The organism is Hahella sp. HN01 (assembly GCF_018986435.1).
Lineage (GTDB): Bacteria > Pseudomonadota > Gammaproteobacteria > Pseudomonadales > Oleiphilaceae > Hahella.
On record NZ_JAHMIN010000065.1, the window covers coordinates 1 to 19,861 of the forward strand.

Annotated in this window: 16 protein-coding genes, 4 tRNA genes and 1 pseudogene; 1 reads left to right on the plus strand and 20 read right to left on the minus strand. The window is 48.7% G+C overall.

The window, feature by feature from the left end; translation table 11 throughout:
- The 20 genes and pseudogenes from KP814_RS30950 to KP814_RS31045 all read right to left on the minus strand — a co-directional run.
- A partial coding sequence (locus KP814_RS30950; RefSeq protein WP_371824106.1) for a GTP-binding protein occupies positions 1-182 on the minus strand: 182 nt, incomplete at its 3' end.
- A 55-nt stretch (positions 183-237) separates the two neighbouring features.
- Positions 238-2,337, minus strand: a complete 2,100-nt coding sequence (fusA, locus tag KP814_RS30955) for an elongation factor G (protein WP_216740408.1) — start codon at positions 2,335-2,337, stop codon at positions 238-240.
- 18 nt (positions 2,338-2,355) lie between these two features.
- On the minus strand, positions 2,356-2,826 hold the full coding sequence (gene rpsG, locus KP814_RS30960; protein WP_011399924.1) for a 30S ribosomal protein S7: 471 nt from the start codon (positions 2,824-2,826) through the stop codon (positions 2,356-2,358).
- 87 nt (positions 2,827-2,913) lie between these two features.
- Positions 2,914-3,288: a 30S ribosomal protein S12 gene (rpsL, locus tag KP814_RS30965; protein ID WP_127973663.1), complete on the minus strand. Its 375-nt coding sequence runs from the start codon at positions 3,286-3,288 to the stop codon at positions 2,914-2,916.
- Between the two features lie 134 nt (positions 3,289-3,422).
- Positions 3,423-7,613 (minus strand): DNA-directed RNA polymerase subunit beta', encoded by a 4,191-nt coding sequence (rpoC, locus tag KP814_RS30970; protein ID WP_216740409.1) that lies wholly within the window; start codon positions 7,611-7,613, stop codon positions 3,423-3,425.
- A 120-nt stretch (positions 7,614-7,733) separates the two neighbouring features.
- Positions 7,734-11,807, minus strand: a complete 4,074-nt coding sequence (rpoB, locus tag KP814_RS30975) for a DNA-directed RNA polymerase subunit beta (protein ID WP_216740410.1) — start codon at positions 11,805-11,807, stop codon at positions 7,734-7,736.
- Between the two features lie 183 nt (positions 11,808-11,990).
- The gene (gene rplL / locus KP814_RS30980) at positions 11,991-12,365 is read right to left on the minus strand and encodes a 50S ribosomal protein L7/L12 (RefSeq protein ID WP_216740411.1); all 375 of its coding nucleotides are present in this window, start codon (positions 12,363-12,365) and stop codon (positions 11,991-11,993) included.
- Between the two features lie 36 nt (positions 12,366-12,401).
- Complete coding sequence (gene rplJ / locus KP814_RS30985; RefSeq protein WP_216740412.1) at positions 12,402-12,932, minus strand: 50S ribosomal protein L10; 531 nt, start codon at positions 12,930-12,932, stop codon at positions 12,402-12,404.
- Positions 12,933-13,127: 195 nt separating this feature from the next.
- Positions 13,128-13,826 (minus strand): 50S ribosomal protein L1, encoded by a 699-nt coding sequence (gene rplA, locus KP814_RS30990; RefSeq protein WP_216740413.1) that lies wholly within the window; start codon positions 13,824-13,826, stop codon positions 13,128-13,130.
- Positions 13,827-13,829: 3 nt separating this feature from the next.
- Positions 13,830-14,258, minus strand: a complete 429-nt coding sequence (gene rplK / locus KP814_RS30995; RefSeq protein ID WP_127973669.1) for a 50S ribosomal protein L11 — start codon at positions 14,256-14,258, stop codon at positions 13,830-13,832.
- Positions 14,259-14,354: 96 nt separating this feature from the next.
- Positions 14,355-14,888 (minus strand): transcription termination/antitermination protein NusG, encoded by a 534-nt coding sequence (gene nusG / locus KP814_RS31000; RefSeq protein WP_127973670.1) that lies wholly within the window; start codon positions 14,886-14,888, stop codon positions 14,355-14,357.
- A gap of 10 nt (positions 14,889-14,898) precedes the next feature.
- A complete protein-coding gene (secE, locus tag KP814_RS31005) occupies positions 14,899-15,267 on the minus strand; it encodes a preprotein translocase subunit SecE (RefSeq protein WP_127973671.1) in 369 nt (122 codons plus the stop codon).
- 25 nt (positions 15,268-15,292) lie between these two features.
- A tRNA-Trp gene (locus tag KP814_RS31010) sits at positions 15,293-15,368 on the minus strand.
- 13 nt (positions 15,369-15,381) lie between these two features.
- Positions 15,382-16,542: pseudogene (gene tuf, locus KP814_RS31015) on the minus strand (elongation factor Tu); the annotation flags it as partial.
- Positions 16,541-16,615, minus strand: a tRNA-Gly gene (locus tag KP814_RS31020). The pseudogene tuf and the gene KP814_RS31020, both read right to left, overlap by 2 nt.
- A gap of 11 nt (positions 16,616-16,626) precedes the next feature.
- Positions 16,627-16,710: transfer RNA gene (locus tag KP814_RS31025), tRNA-Tyr, on the minus strand.
- A gap of 40 nt (positions 16,711-16,750) precedes the next feature.
- Positions 16,751-16,826: transfer RNA gene (locus KP814_RS31030), tRNA-Thr, on the minus strand.
- Positions 16,827-16,859: 33 nt separating this feature from the next.
- A complete protein-coding gene (locus tag KP814_RS31035) occupies positions 16,860-17,579 on the minus strand; it encodes a hypothetical protein (protein ID WP_216740414.1) in 720 nt (239 codons plus the stop codon).
- 14 nt (positions 17,580-17,593) lie between these two features.
- A complete protein-coding gene (locus KP814_RS31040) occupies positions 17,594-18,310 on the minus strand; it encodes a type III pantothenate kinase (RefSeq protein WP_216740415.1) in 717 nt (238 codons plus the stop codon).
- A complete protein-coding gene (locus KP814_RS31045; RefSeq protein WP_216740416.1) occupies positions 18,307-19,284 on the minus strand; it encodes a biotin--[acetyl-CoA-carboxylase] ligase in 978 nt (325 codons plus the stop codon). Before KP814_RS31045 ends, KP814_RS31040 begins: the two co-directional genes overlap by 4 nt.
- Before the next feature lie 11 nt (positions 19,285-19,295).
- Between KP814_RS31045 and KP814_RS31050 the strand changes: the two genes are divergently transcribed.
- Positions 19,296-19,745 carry an OB-fold nucleic acid binding domain-containing protein gene (locus KP814_RS31050; protein WP_253938761.1) on the plus strand — a complete coding sequence of 150 codons (450 nt, stop codon included), beginning with the start codon at positions 19,296-19,298 and terminating at the stop codon, positions 19,743-19,745.
- Positions 19,746-19,861 lie beyond the last annotated feature (116 nt).

Below are 19,861 nucleotides of genomic sequence, written 5' to 3' on the forward strand. Positions count from 1 at the left end.
ATACCACGCGCCTTTTCTTCTGGAGCATTATCGATACCGTCAAACGCTACCGCCTGACCACCCCAAACTTCAGAACACACGCGGGTCAAGGCCGCTGTCAAAGTAGTCTTACCGTGGTCAACGTGACCAATGGTGCCTACGTTTACGTGMGGCTTRCTRCGYTCAAACTTTTCTTTTGCCACAGTCAGTTCCTCTCTAAATCACTATTCTAAAAAGTTTCAACTACGAATGATTAAACTATTTGCTACGTGCACTAATAATAGCTTCAGCAACATTGTTTGGAGCCTCTGCATACTGAGCAAACTCCATAGTATATGTCGCACGACCCTGAGTCGCTGAGCGCAGATCAGTGGCGTAGCCAAACATTTCAGCCAAAGGCACCTCTGCATTCACAACCTTACCAGACACGCTTTCATCCATACCCTGAATCAAGCCGCGACGCCGGTTCAAATCACCTACTACGTCACCCATATTTTCTTCAGGAGTGACCACCTCAACCTTCATAATAGGCTCAAGCAGTACGGCACCACCCTTGCCCGCAAGCTGCTTGGTAGCCATGCTGGCGGCAATTTTAAACGCCATCTCGTTAGAGTCAACGTCGTGGTAGGATCCATCAAAAACAGTCGCTTTCAAAGCCAACAAAGGATAGCCAGCCAGAATACCGTTTTGCATCTGCTCTTCGATACCCTTTTGAATTGCAGGAATATATTCCTTCGGAACCACACCACCCACAATCTCATTCACAAATTCCAGCCCCTCGCCTTCTGCGCGCGGCTCAAACTTGATCCAGACGTGACCATACTGACCACGACCACCTGACTGACGAACAAATTTACCTTCGATTTCGCAGGTATTGCGAATAGCCTCACGGTACGCGACTTGAGGCTTACCAATATTCGCCTCAACCTTGAACTCGCGACGCATACGGTCAACGATAATATCAAGGTGCAACTCGCCCATTCCCGAGATAATAGTTTGACCAGTCTCTTCGTCAGTCTTAACACGGAAAGATGGATCCTCCTGAGCCAACTTGCCCAGAGCAATACCCATTTTCTCTTGATCCGCCTTAGACTTAGGCTCTACTGCAACAGAGATAACTGGATCCGGGAATTCCATGCGCTCTAGAGTAATGATGTTATCTGGATCACATAAAGTATCACCAGTTGTAACATCTTTAAGACCAATCATCGCAGCAATGTCACCAGCGCGAACCTCTTTGATCTCTTCACGGTTGTTCGAGTGCATTTGCACCATCCGACCAATCCGCTCTTTCTTGCTCTTAACAGGGTTATAGACACCCGTACCCGATTCCAGAACACCTGAGTAAACGCGAATAAAAGTCAATGTTCCAACAAATGGGTCCGTTGCAATCTTAAACGCCAGTGCTGAAAACGGCTCATTATCGTCAGACTTGCGAACTGCGACAGTCTCTCCGTCATCAAGAATACCCTCAATCGCCTTAACTTCTGTTGGCGAAGGCAGATATTCAATAACAGCATCAAGCACCGCCTGAACGCCTTTATTCTTAAATGCAGAACCACCCAATACAGGAACAATCTCGTTAGCCAAGGTGCGAGCACGAATGCCAGCCTTGATTTCTTCCTCAGTTAACTCGCCTTCTTCCAGGTACTTATTCATGTAGTCGTCATTAGCTTCAGCAGCAGCTTCAACTAATTGCTCACGAAGCTTGTCACACGTCTCTTGAAGATCAGCCGGAATGTCCTGATACTCAAAAGTCATACCTTGATCAGCTTCGTTCCAGATGATCGACTTCATCTTAACCAGGTCAACCACCCCCTTAAACTCATCTTCAGCGCCAATGGTCATCTGAAGGGGAACTGGAGTGGCGCCTAAACGATCTTTCAGCTGCTTAACAACACGCAAAAAGTTAGCGCCCGCACGGTCCATTTTATTCACGAACACCATGCGTGGAACTTCGTACTTGTTGGCCTGACGCCATACAGTTTCTGTCTGAGGCTGTACACCAGAAGAGCCACATAGCACAACTACTGCGCCATCAAGAACTCGCAGCGAGCGCTCAACTTCAATTGTAAAGTCAACGTGCCCTGGGGTATCGATAATATTGACGCGATGCTGATCAAACTGCTGTTGCATACCAGCCCAGAAACAAGTCGTCGCCGCGGAAGTAATAGTAATACCGCGCTCTTGCTCCTGCTCCATCCAGTCCATTGTTGCTGCGCCGTCGTGCACCTCACCAATCTTATGAGAAAGACCGGTATAAAACAGAACACGCTCCGTTGTCGTAGTTTTACCTGCGTCAACGTGAGCACAAATACCGATATTACGGTAGCGCTCTATGGGAGTTTTACGTGCCACGATTAATTACTCCAAATATTAAAAACGGTAATGGGAGAAAGCCTTGTTAGCTTCCGCCATACGATGGACGTCTTCACGCTTCTTGACAGCAGCTCCACGACCTTCAGCAGCCTCCAGCATCTCAGCCGCCAGACGTGCAGCCATGGACTTCTCACCACGCTTACGGGAGTACTCAACCAACCAGCGCATGGATAGCGCCATTTGACGAGATGGACGAACTTCTACTGGCACCTGATAGGTGGCGCCACCTACACGACGGGATTTAACTTCAACCAGAGGCTGAATGTTTTCCAGAGCAAGCTCAAATGTTTCAATTGGCTCTTTTTTGGCTTTGTTGGACACAATATCCAGAGCACCATAAACAATACGCTCCGCCACTGACTTTTTACCACTTTCCATTACGTGGTTAATAAACTTAGCCAGCTTCTTACTTCCGAACTTAGGATCCGGCAGGATTTCACGCTTCGCAGCGACTCTTCTTCTTGGCATGATAAGCCCTCAAAAATAAAAAAGGTCTTCAGGTAAATCTGACATGACTCCAAGCCAGCCAGCCTTACTCTTATCCAACAACTATGATCAAGACTTCGGACGCTTGGCGCCGTACTTAGAACGACCCTGTCTACGATCGTTTACGCCAGCAGTATCCAAAGTTCCACGTACAGTGTGATAGCGTACGCCTGGCAAGTCTTTTACCCGGCCGCCACGAATCAGCACTACGCTGTGTTCTTGCAGGTTATGACCTTCACCACCAATGTAGGAAGTTACTTCATAGCCATTGGTTAAACGAACACGACAAACTTTCCGCAAAGCTGAGTTCGGCTTTTTCGGGGTAGTCGTATACACACGGGTACATACTCCGCGACGCTGCGGACAACCTTGAAGCGCAGGAACATCGCTTTTCGCGACTTTGCGGCTTCTAGGCTTGCGTACCAATTGGTTAATGGTTGCCATTCAAGCTTACTCCGTTAACAACAGATAGATATTTAGTGCCCAACTATAATAAGGGCGCCAAGTGTACTGACGCCCATTCAACGAGTCAAGGCGACTGAGGCTAAAAAACCACCAGTCGCCTTCGACATTGCAGATTATTTATTCAGTTCTGCGCTCAACGCCTGAACAACATCCGCCGCGCTAACGCCGCCTTCCTTCTGCATACGCTTGCGTCTTCTTTCTTGATGGTAAGCAGACCCAGTTCCAGCAGGAATAAGTCGACCTACAACCACGTTCTCTTTCAAACCACGCAGGTGATCCTGCTTACCAGTTACAGCTGCCTCAGTAAGAACTCGGGTAGTCTCCTGGAACGATGCAGCAGAAATGAAGCTTTCTGTCGCCAAAGATGCTTTAGTTATACCCAGCAATACTCGCTCGTAGCGCGCTGGCATCTTCGTTTCTTCTTCTGCTTTCTCGTTTTCTTCCAGAAGTTTTACCAGTTCAACCTGATCGCCTTTAATGAGAGTGGTATCTCCAGAGCTCAATACATCAACCTTACGAATCATTTGGCGCACGATAACTTCAATATGCTTATCGTTTATAACAACGCCCTGGAGACGGTATACGTCTTGAATTTCGTTAATGATGTACTTGGCCAGCTCACCTACGCCCAACAGTCTTAAGATGTCGTGCGGATTAGATGGGCCATCAGAGATAACTTCCCCTCTCTCTACGCTCTCACCTTCAAATACGTTCAGCTGACGCCATTTAGGAATCAAAATCTCAAACGGATCAGTATTATCGGTTGGCGTAATAACAAGACGCTTCTTGCCTTTGGTTTCTTTACCAAATGAAACGATCCCTGAAATTTCAGCGAGAATTGACGGTTCTTTAGGCTTACGGGCCTCGAACAAGTCAGCAACTCGTGGCAGACCACCTGTAATATCGCGTGTCTTAGATGACTCTTGCGGAATCCGCGCAATTACATCACCAACTTCAATAACATCCCCATTCTTCAAGCTGAAAAGTGAGTTTGGAGGCAGGAAGTACTGTACCGGCGTATCGGTGCCTGGGAATTTCATCTCCTTGCCATTAGCATCCAGCAATTGCAGCATCGGACGAATATCTTTTCCAGAAGCAGGGCGATCTTTCGGATCCATTACCTCAATGTTAGACAGACCTGTAATTTCATCTGTCTGGGTCTTAACAGTAATACCCTCTTCAACGCCAACAAAGATCGCTTTACCGCCAACCTCTGTGATAATCGGGTGCGTATGCGGGTCCCATTTAGCGACGATTTCGCCTGCCGCAACCTGCTGACCTTGCTTCACGCTCAGCTCAACGCCGTATGGAAGCTTATACCACTCTCTTTCACGGCCAGCTTCGTCCGCAATCGCCAAAGCGGATGATCGAGAGACAACAACCAGATTGCCATTCTTTCTCTCGATGTGCTTAAGGTTATGCAAGCGGACGGTTCCGCCATGCTTAACTTGAATGTTATCGACTGCAGAAGCTCTCGATGCCGCACCACCAATGTGGAAGGTACGCATCGTCAGCTGGGTTCCAGGCTCACCGATAGACTGAGCAGCGATTACCCCAATAGCTTCACCGACGTTAACCAAGTGACCACGCGCCAGATCACGACCATAACAGCTTGCACAAACGCCATATTTGGTTTCGCAAGTAATAGGAGAGCGAACCAGAATCTCGTCAACACCAGCCTTTTCAAGCGTTTCTACAGTAGTCTCATCAAGCAATGTTCCCGCAGGCACAACAACATTTTGGTTGTCGGATGCAGAGTAAACATCACTTGCCGTGACACGCCCCAGCACTCGATCACCCAAAGGAACAACAACGTCGCCCCCCTCAATATGAGGAGTAACCAGCAGGCCTTCGGAAGTACCGCAATCCAAATCAGTTACAACCAAGTCTTGGGCGACGTCAACCAAACGACGAGTCAAGTATCCAGAGTTAGCAGTTTTCAATGCCGTATCCGCCAGACCCTTCCGCGCACCGTGCGTAGAAATAAAGTACTGGAGAACGTTCAGACCTTCCCGGAAGTTAGCCGTAATTGGCGTCTCGATGATGGATCCATCGGGCTTCGCCATCAGACCACGCATACCAGCCAACTGACGAATCTGAGCCGCAGAACCCCGCGCACCAGAGTCAGCCATGATATAAACAGAGTTAAAGGAGTCCTGATCGACTTCTTTACCGTCTTTATTAATGACCTTTTCTTTTCCAAGACGATCCATCATCGCTTTGGAAACTTTATCGTTAGCCCGCGACCAAATATCAATAACCTTGTTGTATTTCTCACCCTGAGTTAGCAGACCGGAAGCGAACTGCGATTCGATCTCTTTAACTTCATTTTCCGCAGCGTCAATAATCTTCGCCTTTTCATCAGGAATAACGAAGTCGTTCACACCAATCGATGCACCGGAGAGAGTCGCGTAATAAAAGCCGGTATACATGATCTGGTCAGCAAAAATGACCGTTTCCTTTAGACCAACTCGACGGTAGCAAGCGTTAATAAGACGTGAAATCGCCTTTTTGGTCATGTTCTGGTTAACCAACGAGAACGCGAGGCCTTCAGGGAAAATATCAAACAGTATCGCTCGACCAACAGTCGTATCCAGCACAGACACAGTGACTGTCTTATTGCGATCTTCGTCAATTACGACGTCGCGAATCCGCACCTTGACCTTCGCCTGAAGATCAACTTTCTTAGCTCCGTAGGCGCGCTGAACTTCCTTGATATCGGAGAAAACCATTCCCTCGCCTTTCGCATTAACTCGCTCCCTGGTCATAAAGTAGAGACCAAGAACAACGTCCTGCGAAGGAACAATAATAGGATCCCCGTTAGCTGGCGAAAGGATGTTGTTTGTAGACATCATCAACGCTCGCGCTTCCAACTGAGCTTCCAGCGTCAGAGGTACGTGAACAGCCATCTGGTCGCCGTCAAAGTCAGCGTTATATGCTGTACACACTAACGGATGCAGCTGTATCGCCTTACCTTCGATCAGAACAGGTTCGAAAGCCTGAATACCCAACCGGTGAAGAGTTGGCGCGCGGTTCAACATAACAGGGTGCTCCCGGATAACTTCGTCCAGAATATCCCAAACCACAGCCTCTTCACGCTCAACCATCTTCTTGGCTGCTTTAATCGTTGTAGCCAGACCACGATGCTCAAGCTTGGAGAAGATAAATGGCTTAAATAGCTCAAGCGCCATTTTCTTCGGCAAACCGCACTGATGCAGACGCAACGTCGGCCCCACAACGATTACGGAACGACCAGAGTAGTCAACCCGCTTACCAAGAAGGTTCTGACGGAAACGACCCTGCTTACCTTTGATCATATCAGCCAAAGACTTCAACGGACGCTTATTAGAACCAGTTATCGCACGACCACGACGACCGTTATCCAATAGCGCGTCCACAGACTCCTGCAACATCCGCTTCTCGTTACGCACGATGATGTCGGGAGCATTCAGCTCCAATAGGCGCTTCAGACGATTATTTCGGTTGATGACGCGACGATACAGGTCATTCAGATCGCTTGTAGCGAATCGACCACCGTCAAGAGGCACCAACGGACGCAAATCCGGTGGCAAAACCGGCAACACAGTAAGGATCATCCATTCTGGATGGTTTCCAGACTCTGCAAAAGCCTCCATAAGCTTCAAACGCTTGGATAGCTTTTTGATCTTAGTCTCGGAGTTAGTATTAGGAATTTCTTCGCGAAGACGTTCAATTTCGTCCTCTAACTCCAAATCAGCCAGCAGCCCTTGGATTGCTTCGGCGCCCATACGTGCGTCAAATTCATCTCCGAACTCTTCCAACGCTTCGTAATATTGCTCATCCGAAAGCAGCTGCCCTTTCTCAAGGGTAGTCATGCCTGGATCAATGACGATAAATGATTCGAAATACAAAACGCGCTCGATATCCCGCAGGGTCATATCCAGCAGCAAACCGATACGCGAAGGCAAAGATTTCAAAAACCAGATATGCGCAACTGGCGAGGCCAATTCAATATGCCCCATGCGCTCACGACGAACATTGGCTGGAGCAACTTCTACGCCGCACTTCTCACAAATAACGCCTCTATGCTTGAGACGCTTATACTTCCCACAAAGACATTCATAATCTTTGATTGGGCCGAAAATTTTGGCGCAGAAAAGACCATCCCTTTCTGGCTTGAAAGTTCGATAATTAATAGTTTCGGGCTTTTTGACTTCACCAAATGACCATGAACGGATCATATCAGGCGACGCCAAGGAGATACGAATCGAGTCAAATTCGTGAGCGTAGTTCTGATTTTTAAGTAAGTTCAGCAAATCTTTCATTGGCTAAGGCCTCTGACTGATCAATAGAAGCGATCTTCTCGCCCCTTAGTTAATTCGGTTCGCAGCAAACACCCGCCCCTCTCTCCGGTTGCGGGTGTTTGTGAAGGTTCATGCCGCGTCTTAGTTGGCCTCGAGCTCGATATCGATACCCAAAGAGCGGATCTCTTTAACCAATACGTTAAAGGACTCTGGCATACCTGGCTCCATGCGGTGATCGCCGTCTACGATGTTTTTGTACATCTTCGTACGGCCATTAACGTCATCGGATTTAACCGTAAGCATTTCCTGCAACGTATACGCTGCGCCATATGCTTCCAGCGCCCAGACCTCCATTTCCCCGAACCTTTGTCCACCGAATTGAGCTTTACCGCCCAACGGCTGCTGCGTAACCAAACTGTAAGAGCCAGTAGAACGAGCATGCATTTTGTCGTCGACCAAGTGGTTCAACTTCAGCATGTACATATAGCCTACAGTGACTTGACGTTCGAAGCGCTCGCCGGTACGACCGTCATACAGCCAAACCTGCCCGCTATCATCCATGTCCGCAAGACGCAGCATCTCTTTGATTTCTTTCTCTTTGGCGCCATCGAAAACAGGTGTAGCCATAGGCACGCCCTTCTTCAAGTTGGCCGCCAATACCAGAACTTCAGAGTCGGACAATGAGTCTAAATCTTCGTTGCGTCCGCCGATCCCGTTATAAATCTCGTGCAGGAACTTGCGAATTTCCGCAGCTTGCTTCTGCTCCGCCAACATCCTGTTGATCTTATCTCCAAGTCCTTTCGCCGCAGCGCCCAAGTGAGTTTCAAGAACCTGTCCCACGTTCATACGGGACGGTACGCCCAACGGGTTCAATACGATATCGACCGGGTTGCCCTGCTCATCGTAAGGCATATCTTCAACTGGCTTGATCGCAGAGATAACACCTTTGTTCCCGTGTCTTCCCGCCATTTTGTCACCAGGCTGAATACGACGCTTCACAGCAACATAGACCTTAACAATTTTCAAAACGCCTGGAGCCAAGTCATCGCCTGACTGCAGCTTGCGCTTCTTATCTTCGTAACGGTCTTCGATACTCTTGCGACGCTCTTGCAACTGACCTTCCGCCTTCTCAAGCAGTTCATTTAGCTGCTCGTCCGCCATGTTCAGCTTGAACCATTCCTCTTTCTCGAATGCGTTGAAGTGAACTTCTGTCAGCGCGTCCCCTTTCTTCAAGCCAGGACCACCAATTACGGACTGTCCCAGCAGCGCAGACCGCAAGCGTTCAAACGTCGCGCCCTCAACGATTTTATATTCATCGTTAAGATCTTTACGGAATTTATTCAGTTCGGTCTGCTCGATTTCCTTCGCACGCTGATCTTTCTCAACGCCATCACGAGTGAAGACTTGCACATCGATAACGGTTCCACGCATACCCGTCGATACGCGCAGGGAAGTATCCTTCACATCAGACGCTTTCTCACCAAAGATAGCGCGCAACAGTTTCTCTTCTGGAGTTAACTGCGTCTCGCCTTTTGGCGTTACCTTACCAACCAGGATATCGCCTGGTTCAACCTCAGCACCGATGTAGATAATTCCGGAGTCGTCCAACTTCGCCAATGCACTTTCACCTACATTGGGAATGTCAGCAGTGACCTCTTCTGGCCCCAGCTTGGTATCCCTTGCAACGCAGGTTAATTCCTGAATGTGGATTGTGGTGAACCGGTCTTCCTGTACAACTCGCTCAGAAACAAGGATGGAGTCCTCGAAGTTGTAACCATTCCACGGCATAAATGCGATACGCATGTTTTGACCCAGAGCCAGCTCACCCAAATCAACAGAGGGGCCATCGGCAAGTACGTCGCCACGTGCAACTTCATCACCTTCCATCACCAGGGAACGCTGATTGATACAGGTATTCTGGTTGGAGCGCTGGTATTTGGTAAGGTTGTAGATATCAACCCCAGCATCTCCAGCCTCAGTTTCATCATCACTCACGCGAACTACGATACGAGCAGCGTCAACGCTAACAACAACCCCACCGCGCCGTGCAACCACGCACACGCCAGAGTCCTGAGCCACGTAACGCTCCATACCTGTACCAACCAAAGGCTTTTCCGCCTTCAGTGTAGGCACTGCCTGCCGTTGCATGTTCGATCCCATCAAAGCTCGGTTAGCATCATCGTGCTCCAAGAACGGGATCAAAGACGCCGCTACAGATACAACCTGACGGGGAGATACATCCATCAGAGTCACTTTTTCCGGCGGCATTACGGTAAATTCATTCTTATGACGAACTGTTACCAACTCATCAATCAAACGTCCGTTTTCGTCAACTGCAGCGCTTGCCTGGGCAATGACATAGTCGCTTTCTTCTATAGCCGACAGGTACTCAATGTCGTCAGTTACCAAGCCGTCAACAACTTTACGATAAGGGCTTTCCAAGAAACCGTAAGTGTTTGTGCGGGCATAGGTCGCCAAAGAGTTGATCAAACCGATGTTTGGACCTTCAGGTGTCTCGATAGGACAAACACGCCCGTAGTGAGTCGGATGTACGTCGCGCACTTCAAAACCTGCGCGCTCACGAGTCAAACCGCCCGGCCCTAAAGCAGAAACCCGGCGCTTATGCGTCACTTCAGACAGAGGGTTATTCTGATCCATAAACTGGGACAGCTGGCTGGATCCAAAGAACTCTTTTACAGCTGCAGCAACCGGCTTGGCGTTGATCAAGTCTTGAGGCATAAGTCCTTCAGACTCAGCCATGCTCAGACGCTCTTTCACAGCACGTTCAACGCGAACCAATCCTACACGGAACTGATTCTCAGCCATCTCGCCGACGGAACGAACACGACGGTTACCAAGGTGGTCAATATCATCCACCACTCCCCTACCATTACGGATATCTATCAACGTCCTCAAAACATCAATGATATCTGAATGACTCAGTACGCCCAGCCCCTCTGTTTCCTCGCGCCCCAGTCGGCGATTGAACTTCATGCGTCCAACAGCGGAGAGGTCGTAGCGCTCTTCGGAAAAGAACAGGTTGTTGAATAGGTTTTCCGCCGACTCTTTCGTCGGTGGCTCACCCGGACGCATCATTCGATAAATTTCGACCAAAGCCTCCAACTGAGAGCGCGTTGCATCGATTCTCAAAGTATCAGAAACGAAGGGTCCGCAATCCAAGTCGTTGGTATAAAGCGTCTCGATTCTTTTAATGCCTGCTTTTTCGAACTTCTCGATAACGTCGTCAGTAATTTCAGTATTACACTCAACAATAACTTCCCCAGTTGATGGGTCAGCAATATTAGTTGCGGTAACTTTGCCTAATAAATAGGAGCTTGGAACGCGCAGACGCTTCAGGCCCGCCTTTTCCATTTGCCGAATATGTCTGGCCGTAACCCGACGTCCTTCTTCTACAATGAGGTTGCCTTCGTCATCTTTTATTTCAAAGATAGCGATATCGCCGCGCAAACGGCTAGGAACCAAATCCAAAAAGTATTCGCCGCCTTCTACTTCAAACAGGCTGTTCTCGAAGAACATTTCGAGCATTTCGTCAGCAGCATATCCCAGAGCGCGTAAAAGTATTGTCGCTGGCAACTTTCTACGACGGTCAATACGAACGAACACGCAGTCCTTAGGATCAAACTCAAAGTCAAGCCATGAGCCGCGATAAGGAATGATGCGCGCGGAGTAGAGCAACTTGCCTGAAGAGTGAGTCTTACCTTTATCGTGGTCGAAAAATACGCCTGGAGATCTATGAAGCTGAGATACGATGACACGCTCAGTTCCATTGATAACAAAAGTCCCGTTTTCAGTCATTAACGGAACTTCTCCCATATACACTTCTTGTTCCTTGATATCCTTAATCGCCTTGGTGGACGACTCTTTATCATAGATAATCAAGCGAACTTTAACTCTTAATGGCGCCGCATAGGTTACGCCTCGCAGCTGACATTCAGCTACATCAAATACGGGCTGGCCCAGCCGGTAACTTACATATTCTAGGGCCGCATTTCCCGAAAAGCTGACAATTGGAAATACCGACTTGAACGCAGCATGTAAGCCGACTTCCTGCCGGTCTTCAATTGCTACGCTTTGCTGTAAAAAATCATGATAGGAGTCTAGCTGTATGGACAGGAGGTACGGAACGTCCATTACTGCTGGAAGCTTTCCGAAGTCTTTACGAATTCGTTTTTTCTCGGTATAGGAGTATGTCATCGATATTCCCCAGCTTTCTTCAAACTGACTCTGGTGTGCTCGAAGGAGTTCGACAACCGCAAATGCTTATTACGGTTCGTGCGAAATTTAGGTCGCAAAGTTATAGCTTGCACAACGGAAAACGGCTGACGTTGAATAAACGCCAGCCGAATTCTTCTTTAATAGCCTAAAGCTAGCAAAGTTTTACTTGAGTTCAACCGTAGCGCCGGCTTCTTCAAGTTCTTTCTTAGCTTTTTCTGCGTCGTCTTTGGAAAGAGCTTCTTTAACAGTTGAAGGCGCGCCGTCAACCAGATCTTTAGCTTCTTTCAGGCCCAGACCAGTGATGCCGCGAACTACTTTGATCACGTTCACTTTCTTCTCGCCTGCAGACTGCAGAATTACGTCAAATTCGGTTTTTTCTTCAACCGCTGCTACTTCACCAGCAGCAGCAGGAGCTACTGCAATTGCTGCCGCAGCGGAAACGCCGAATTTTTCTTCCATTGCTTCAACAAGCGCAACTACGTCCATTACGCTCATTTCTGCGATTGCATTAAGGATATCGTCTTTTGACAGAGCCATTTCTAAAATCTCCTAAAAGCCAAAAATAAAAAACCGTTATGCCGCTTCTTGCTTCTTGTCGCGAACTGCCGCAACCGCACGAGTCACTTTCGAAGGAATTTCGTTTAGTGTACGTGCGAGCTTGGTGACAGGAGCCTGCATTACGCTCATCAACATCGCCAGAGCCTGATCCCTTGTCGGGAGTTTAGCCAGACGATCGATTTGATCAGCGCCAAGCATCTCACCACCAACAGCAAGAGCCTTGACTTCAAACTTGTCGTTTTCTTTTGCATAATCCTTGAGCAGACGAGCTGCCGCTCCTGGATCTTCCATTGAAAACGCCAAGATTGTGGGGCCAACAAAGGCTTCACGCGCGCACTCATACTCAGTGCCTTCAACAGCACGGCGAGCCAGAGTGTTACGCACAACCCTCAGAGAAACGCTTTCTGCACGAGCTTTAGCGCGCAGTTCAGACATTTTATTTGAGGTTACGCCTCTATAGTCGGCAATCACCAATGACAAGGCCTTACTGGCAGTCTCATTGACTTCAGCGACAATCGCTTTCTTGTCTTCGAGTCTAATTGCCACCGGATTTCTCCTATGTGTACCGGCCAAGCCGGTTAGTCGTACTATGTCTCAATGAGACGTTTACGGCTTTTAAGCAGGAAAACTACTATCAGCCGTCTGCGCAGGAACTTTTAATTTTCCCGACTTACGCCGGGAAAAGCCTGCGGTCTTGGACAGCCTACGGCTTATGCCGAAAGACTACCAAAATCTTCATATTCATACTGCCAAGCTGTTTTGATCAATCAACAGGCCTGGACCCATTGTTGATGAAATAGTGACCTTCTTGAGGTAAACACCTTTCGCTGAAGAAGGCTTAATCTTCTTCAGATCAGCAATCAAAGCTTCCAAATTCTGTTTAATGTGCTCTGCAGAGAACTCAACATTGCCCAGGGGAGCGTGAATGATGCCATTTTTGTCAGTTCTGTAACGAATCTGGCCTGCTTTAGCATTCTTAACGGCCGACTCAACATCGGCAGTTACGGTGCCCACTTTAGGGTTAGGCATAAGACCGCGAGGGCCTAAAATCTGACCCAACTGACCAACAACACGCATAGCGTCCGGAGTCGCGATAACAACATCGAAATCCAGGTTGCCTTTCTTAACTTCTTCAGCCAAGTCGTCCATACCTACGATGTCAGCGCCAGCCGCTTTTGCTTTATCGGCGTTTGCTCCCTGAGTGAACACCGCAACGCGAACAGTTTTTCCCGTCCCGTTTGGCAATACAGTAGAGCTACGAACCACTTGGTCTGATTTACGAGCATCTACGCCAAGGTTCACAGAAACATCAATAGATTCTTTAAATTTCACAGAACCGGACAGCTCAGCCAAGAGGGTTACGGCCTCTTCTACACTATATGCCTTTCCAGCTTGTACTTTTTCACGAATCGCCTTTTGGCGCTTAGTCAACTTAGCCACGTTTTACTCCTCTACGTTCAGACCCATGCTTCTAGCTGTGCCAGCGATAGTTCGAACAGCAGCGTCGAGGCTACCCGCAGACAAGTCAGGCATTTTAACATTCGCAATTTCTTCTAATTGCGCACGATTCACTGTACCTACCTTTTCTGTATTCGGACGGCCAGAGCCGCTCTTAATACCAGCAGCTTTCTTAAGCAGCACTGAAGCAGGTGGAGTTTTTGTAATAAACGTGAAGCTACGGTCACTGTATACAGTAATTACAACCGGAGTCGGCAAGCCAGGCTCAAGATTTTGCGTCTTGGCGTTGAATGCTTTACAGAATTCCATGATGTTTACACCGTGCTGACCCAATGCAGGACCAACAGGTGGGCTTGGGTTAGCCTGACCGGCTTTTACTTGCAACTTAATATAGGCATTAACTTTCTTAGCCATTTTTCCTCCTAATGGGTTTAGCGCACTTAGTGCTCCCCGAACAGACACAAAAAGCTCGCCCCACCTAAGGCGAAGCGAGCAGTCGTCATGTAGACATTAATCTTTTTCGACCTGACTAAACTCCAAGTCGACTGGCGTTGAGCGCCCAAAAATAAGAACTGCCACTTTCACCCGACTCTTCTCATAGTCGACTTCTTCAACCACACCATTAAAGTCTGCAAAAGGACCATCAATAACACGAACAACTTCACCGGCTTCGAACAATGTCTTCGGTTTGGGCTTATCAGCGCCACTTTCAACTCGACGAAGAATCGCCTCAGCCTCTTTATCACTTATTGGGGCAGGCTTATCAGGAGTGCCACCTATAAAGCCCAACACGCGAGACGTAGACTTAACCAAGTGCCAAGTGTCGTCATTCATTTCCATTTGGACAAGCACATAGCCCGGGTAGAATTTGCGCTCACTTTTACGCTTCTTCCCCTCTCTCATCTCCACAACTTCTTCTGTAGGGACCAAGATCTCACCAAACTGATCTTCCATCCCTTTAAGCACTATGCGCTCCTTAAGGGAGCGCATGACATGCTTCTCGAAGCCGGAATAGGCTTGAACAACAAACCATCGCTTAGACAAAGGCCTTCTCCTACCCTATTAAGCCTGACACGAGCCAGCTGATCAGGGAATCAATGACCCATAGCAACAATGCCACTACAAGGACAAAAACAACTACTATCAGGGTTGTCTGAGTCAACTCAGGTCTGGTTGGCCAAACCACCTTCCTTATCTCCATCCGCGCCTCTTTGAGCAAAACCAAAAAAGATTTCCCTTTCTCGGTTTGCACAGCCACGAAACCCGCGACCAGAGCCAAAGCAACCAGAGCAAGCACACGATAAAGAAGCGACTGATCAGCGTAAAAGGAGTTACCAACAACCCCTACGGCAACCAAAGCAACAACAAGCAGCCACTTCAGCTTATCGAAAGCTCCAGAACTTTTCTCTACGTTTGAAGACATAACCACCCAAACCCAAAATTTAAGGTGGCAGGCCAGGAGGGAATCGAACCCCCAACCTGCGGTTTTGGAGACCGCCGCTCTGCCAATTGAGCTACTGGCCTACCTTAAAAAAGGTTACTCGAAAATTTTAGCAACAACGCCAGCGCCAACTGTACGGCCGCCTTCACGAATCGCGAAGCGCAAACCTTCTTCCATCGCGATTGGAGCGATCAGGCTGACTTTCATTTTTACGTTGTCGCCAGGCATAACCATCTCTACGCCTTCCGGCAATTCACACGCACCAGTCACATCCGTTGTACGGAAGTAGAACTGAGGACGGTAGCCTTTGAAGAAAGGAGTATGACGTCCACCTTCGTCTTTGCTCAGCACGTATACTTCCGACTCAAATACGGTGTGCGGAGTAATAGTTCCTGGCTTAGCCAATACTTGACCGCGCTCTACGTCATCACGCTTAGTACCACGCAACAACACACCAACGTTCTCACCTGCACGACCTTCGTCCAGCAGCTTACGGAACATCTCAACGCCAGTACAGGTAGTCTTGGTAGTATCTTTGATACCAACAATCTCGACTTCCTCACCAACTCTGACAATGCCGCGCTCTACACGACCAGTCACAACTGTGCCGCGACCAGAGATAGAGAATACGTCTTCAATAGGCATCAGGAACGGCTTGTCAATTGCACGCTCAGGCTCTGGGATGTACGCATCCAGAGTTTCAACCAGCTTCTTAACAGCGCTGGTGCCCATACCGTTATCATCTTTACCTTCCAGCGCCAACAGCGCAGAACCAACGATAATTGGAGTGTCGTCACCTGGGAATTCATACTGACTCAACAGGTCACGAACTTCCATCTCAACCAGTTCCAACAACTCTTCGTCGTCAACCATGTCCGCTTTGTTCAGGAACACAACGATGTATGGAACGCCAACCTGACGCGCCAGCAGGATGTGCTCACGAGTCTGAGGCATAGGGCCGTCAGCTGCGGAACATACCAGAATAGCGCCATCCATCTGAGCCGCACCAGTGATCATGTTTTTTACATAGTCAGCGTGCCCAGGGCAGTCAACGTGCGCATAGTGACGAATGGGGGATTCGTACTCAACGTGAGAAGTCGCGATTGTGATACCACGCGCCTTTTCTTCTGGAGCATTATCGATACCGTCAAACGCTACCGCCTGACCACCCCAAACTTCAGAACACACGCGGGTCAAGGCCGCTGTCAAAGTAGTCTTACCGTGGTCAACGTGACCAATGGTGCCTACGTTTACGTGGAGCGGGCAGCGGGAATCGAACCCGCGTCATCAGCTTGGAAGGCTGAGGTAATAGCCACTATACGATGCCCGCACTTGAATAAGTGGTGGAGGGGGCTGGATTCGAACCAGCGAAGCTTGCGCGTCAGATTTACAGTCTGATCCCTTTGGCCACTCGGGAACCCCTCCCAGAACAGGCTCACCCACCACAAGGTGAAACCCTAAAAAATGGAGCTGGTGGACGGAATCGAACCCCCGACCTGCTGATTACAAGTCAGCTGCTCTACCAACTGAGCTACACCAGCTCTACATCTCGCCTGTTTCGCGAGGCCGCTATATTAGGGAAGTTCCACACCCGATGCAACACTTTTACAAAAAATTTGCCTTTTATTTGTCTTTACATTTTTTTCATCTAAAACTTTATCTACTCTCGCCATATTTTGAAGGTTAACCTCATCCTTTGTGGCCACCCAATACTCGAGCCTCCCCTTTGGAACTTCTTTAATCTTAGCGTCATAACCTTCGCTAATTCTTTGCTTAAGCAAGCGATTCGCCGAGTCTACATTTTTGAACAAGCCCAAAGAAATACCATTTCGCAACTCCCCCTGACTAATCAGGTAGCTATCAATCTTCCTCACCTGAAGTTCCCGCAGCTTTATTATCGCCGTCTTACGACTTTCCATTGGCTCCAAATAGACCCAATACTCAGGCGCTAGACTGATGCCCTTTGGAAATGCAACCGACTCCACACTCCTTTTTGCCAAAGCCATTCTCAAGCCCTGAGCAAGAGCATCCTCCTCAAAAGGCCCCATCAAAAGGCAAAGCTTCTCGCCTTTCGAGACAGGAGTTTCGGGCGCCTTTTCTACGCCAGGCTCAACAACTACCTTTTCTTCCCTCACATCCACTTCACTAAGTAAAGTTAAGCGGTTAGCGCCAGTTTCAGATAAAGCCGCCCTATTACGAACTTCTTCCAATCCTTCTCGTTTTTGCAGCTCGAGCCATTGAACAGCGAAAACAAGCCCATTCAACATAAGCAGAGAAATAAAGATCCAGCGCACAGGTTCAACCCCAATCAGTTTACAGGAACGCCATTACCGACAATTCGCAACCCATCCAAAACCAGCTCTTCTATGTAGACATAAGCCCGGTCATCCCCTAATAAAGCACTTACACCTCCACCAGTGCAGACAACTCGGCTTTCGGCAAACTTGCGTGCCACACTTAGAACAAAAGCCTTCTGCATTGAAAACACCCCCCTCTCAATACATTCCCTGGTGGAACAGCCCGGAGCAATCTCAGAGTCAACTCCATAACTCCCTTTAAGCGCCGCAGTACTCACATTCAAAGCATTCAACATTAGCGCAGTCCCAGGAGCAATATACCCCCCTTTATGCACCCCAAATCTATCGACATAGTCCACCGTAACCGCGGTGCCACAATCAATAACACACAAATCCTCGGGGTACTTATTGTAAGCTGCAATCAAAGCCAGCCACCGATCAACTCCTAAGGTCGCATAATCCTTATAGGCATTAATTAATCGGCCATATGACGGAGCCGTTTTCGCCCAGAAAACATTTGCAATATCTTTGAGAACCTTTCGCAGAAAGTCATTAACCTCTTTCGAGGCAACACTACTAACCAGAGCCCTATCAACCCCCTCAGTAGGAATACCCCATTTGCCCGCGGTCGATCCGTAGTCGACATTCCCACGAGCCAGCACTCGACCGGACTCAACCAAACGCCATTTTAGCCCCGAGTTTCCCGCATCAAAATCGAGCTCCCTCATGAAACAGGCCTAACTGTAATCTCTCCTCCAGCAAGGGACCTAAGCCGCCCATCCTCACCCCGAACAAGCGCATACCCCTCTTCGGAAACACCCAAGTATTCTCCACTCCAGTACTCATTTCCGCTCGAAACCATTACCTTTCGCCCTTTGAGCAAATCATACTTATCCCACAATCCTTTCAAGCCAAGAAAGCCCTCAGATTTATATGATTCAAGACAAAGCAAGACAGAATCAATCAGAGCTACGCATAGCTGATTCCTGTCCACTCCTGCCTCACACGCATCATTCAATGCCGTCCAAGGCTGATCGATMCCCCTACCCGCCTCAGGTTGCATAAGTACATTAACCCCCAAGCCAACGACCACATGCACAGGCCCTTCCTGCTCACCCTGCACTTCCAACAACAGCCCCGCCAGCTTTCTCTCTGAATACCAAACATCATTTGGCCACTTAAGAGAGACTTCTATGTCGCATACAGTATTTATAGCGTCAGCAACAGCAGCCCCAATCGCAAGGCTCAAACCATTTAGAACCGAAAATCCGCCAGGCAATCTGACAGCTACACTCATATATATATTCTGAGCAAATGGGCTAACCCAAACCCTGCCCCGTCTTCCCCTCCCAGCTGTTTGCCTCTCAGCAAGGAGAATGTCATATAAACCTAAGGGCAAATCCCGACTACTTTCAAGAAGTTCTACGTTAGTGGACCCCACAGAATGCGCCACGTTAAACTCACGTAGCTTATCTTTCCAACGCCCCTCTAAAGCATCTCGCAGTCGCGACTCATCAAGCAGATGCAAAGGATGCTCAAGCCGATACCCCTTACCTTTAACCGTCTCGACTTTTAACCCATATGTCGCCAACTGCGAAACATGCTTCCACACCGCAGTTCGCGTAACACCCAGAAGCTCACCCAGCTCAACACCAGAATGAAATTCTCCGTCAGAAAGAATTCCGACCAATCTGTCATTCATACACAAAGCCCTTGCCCACTTCCATTAAAAGGGAAGCTTTCGATTATGACAAAGTTCCTACTAGCCCAAAACCACTAAATCATGAAGACACCCCACACCACGCTCACAGAGTAGACATACAATATCCCCCTCACTGCTTAACGGCGGTTGAACTGCTAAACCAAAAAGCCGGCCTCAAGACCCATGTCGCAGGCGTAGTCATTAATAGACAACGCCCAAAAACCTCGACCGGAGTCACCTTTCTCACGCTTGAAGATGAAACTGGCTCAATCAATATCATTGTCTGGAAAAAAACCGCGATGGCGCAGATGGACGCTCTCGTCAAGTCGCGACTGCTGATGGTATATGGAGAGATCGATAAGGACGACGAAGGGAGGGTTGCTCACGTCATCGCCCACCGGTTGATAGACATGACGCCACATCTGGAGGGCCTGGAGTCGCCCTCGCGCGACTTTCACTGAACTTGGGAGGGGCTAAGTTGTGGCGCAGGGCCCGACGTTAAATTTCAGGCAAAAAAAACCCGTCACGAGGACGGGTTCTTCGTATTAAGAGCCTGACGACGACCTACTCTTGCATG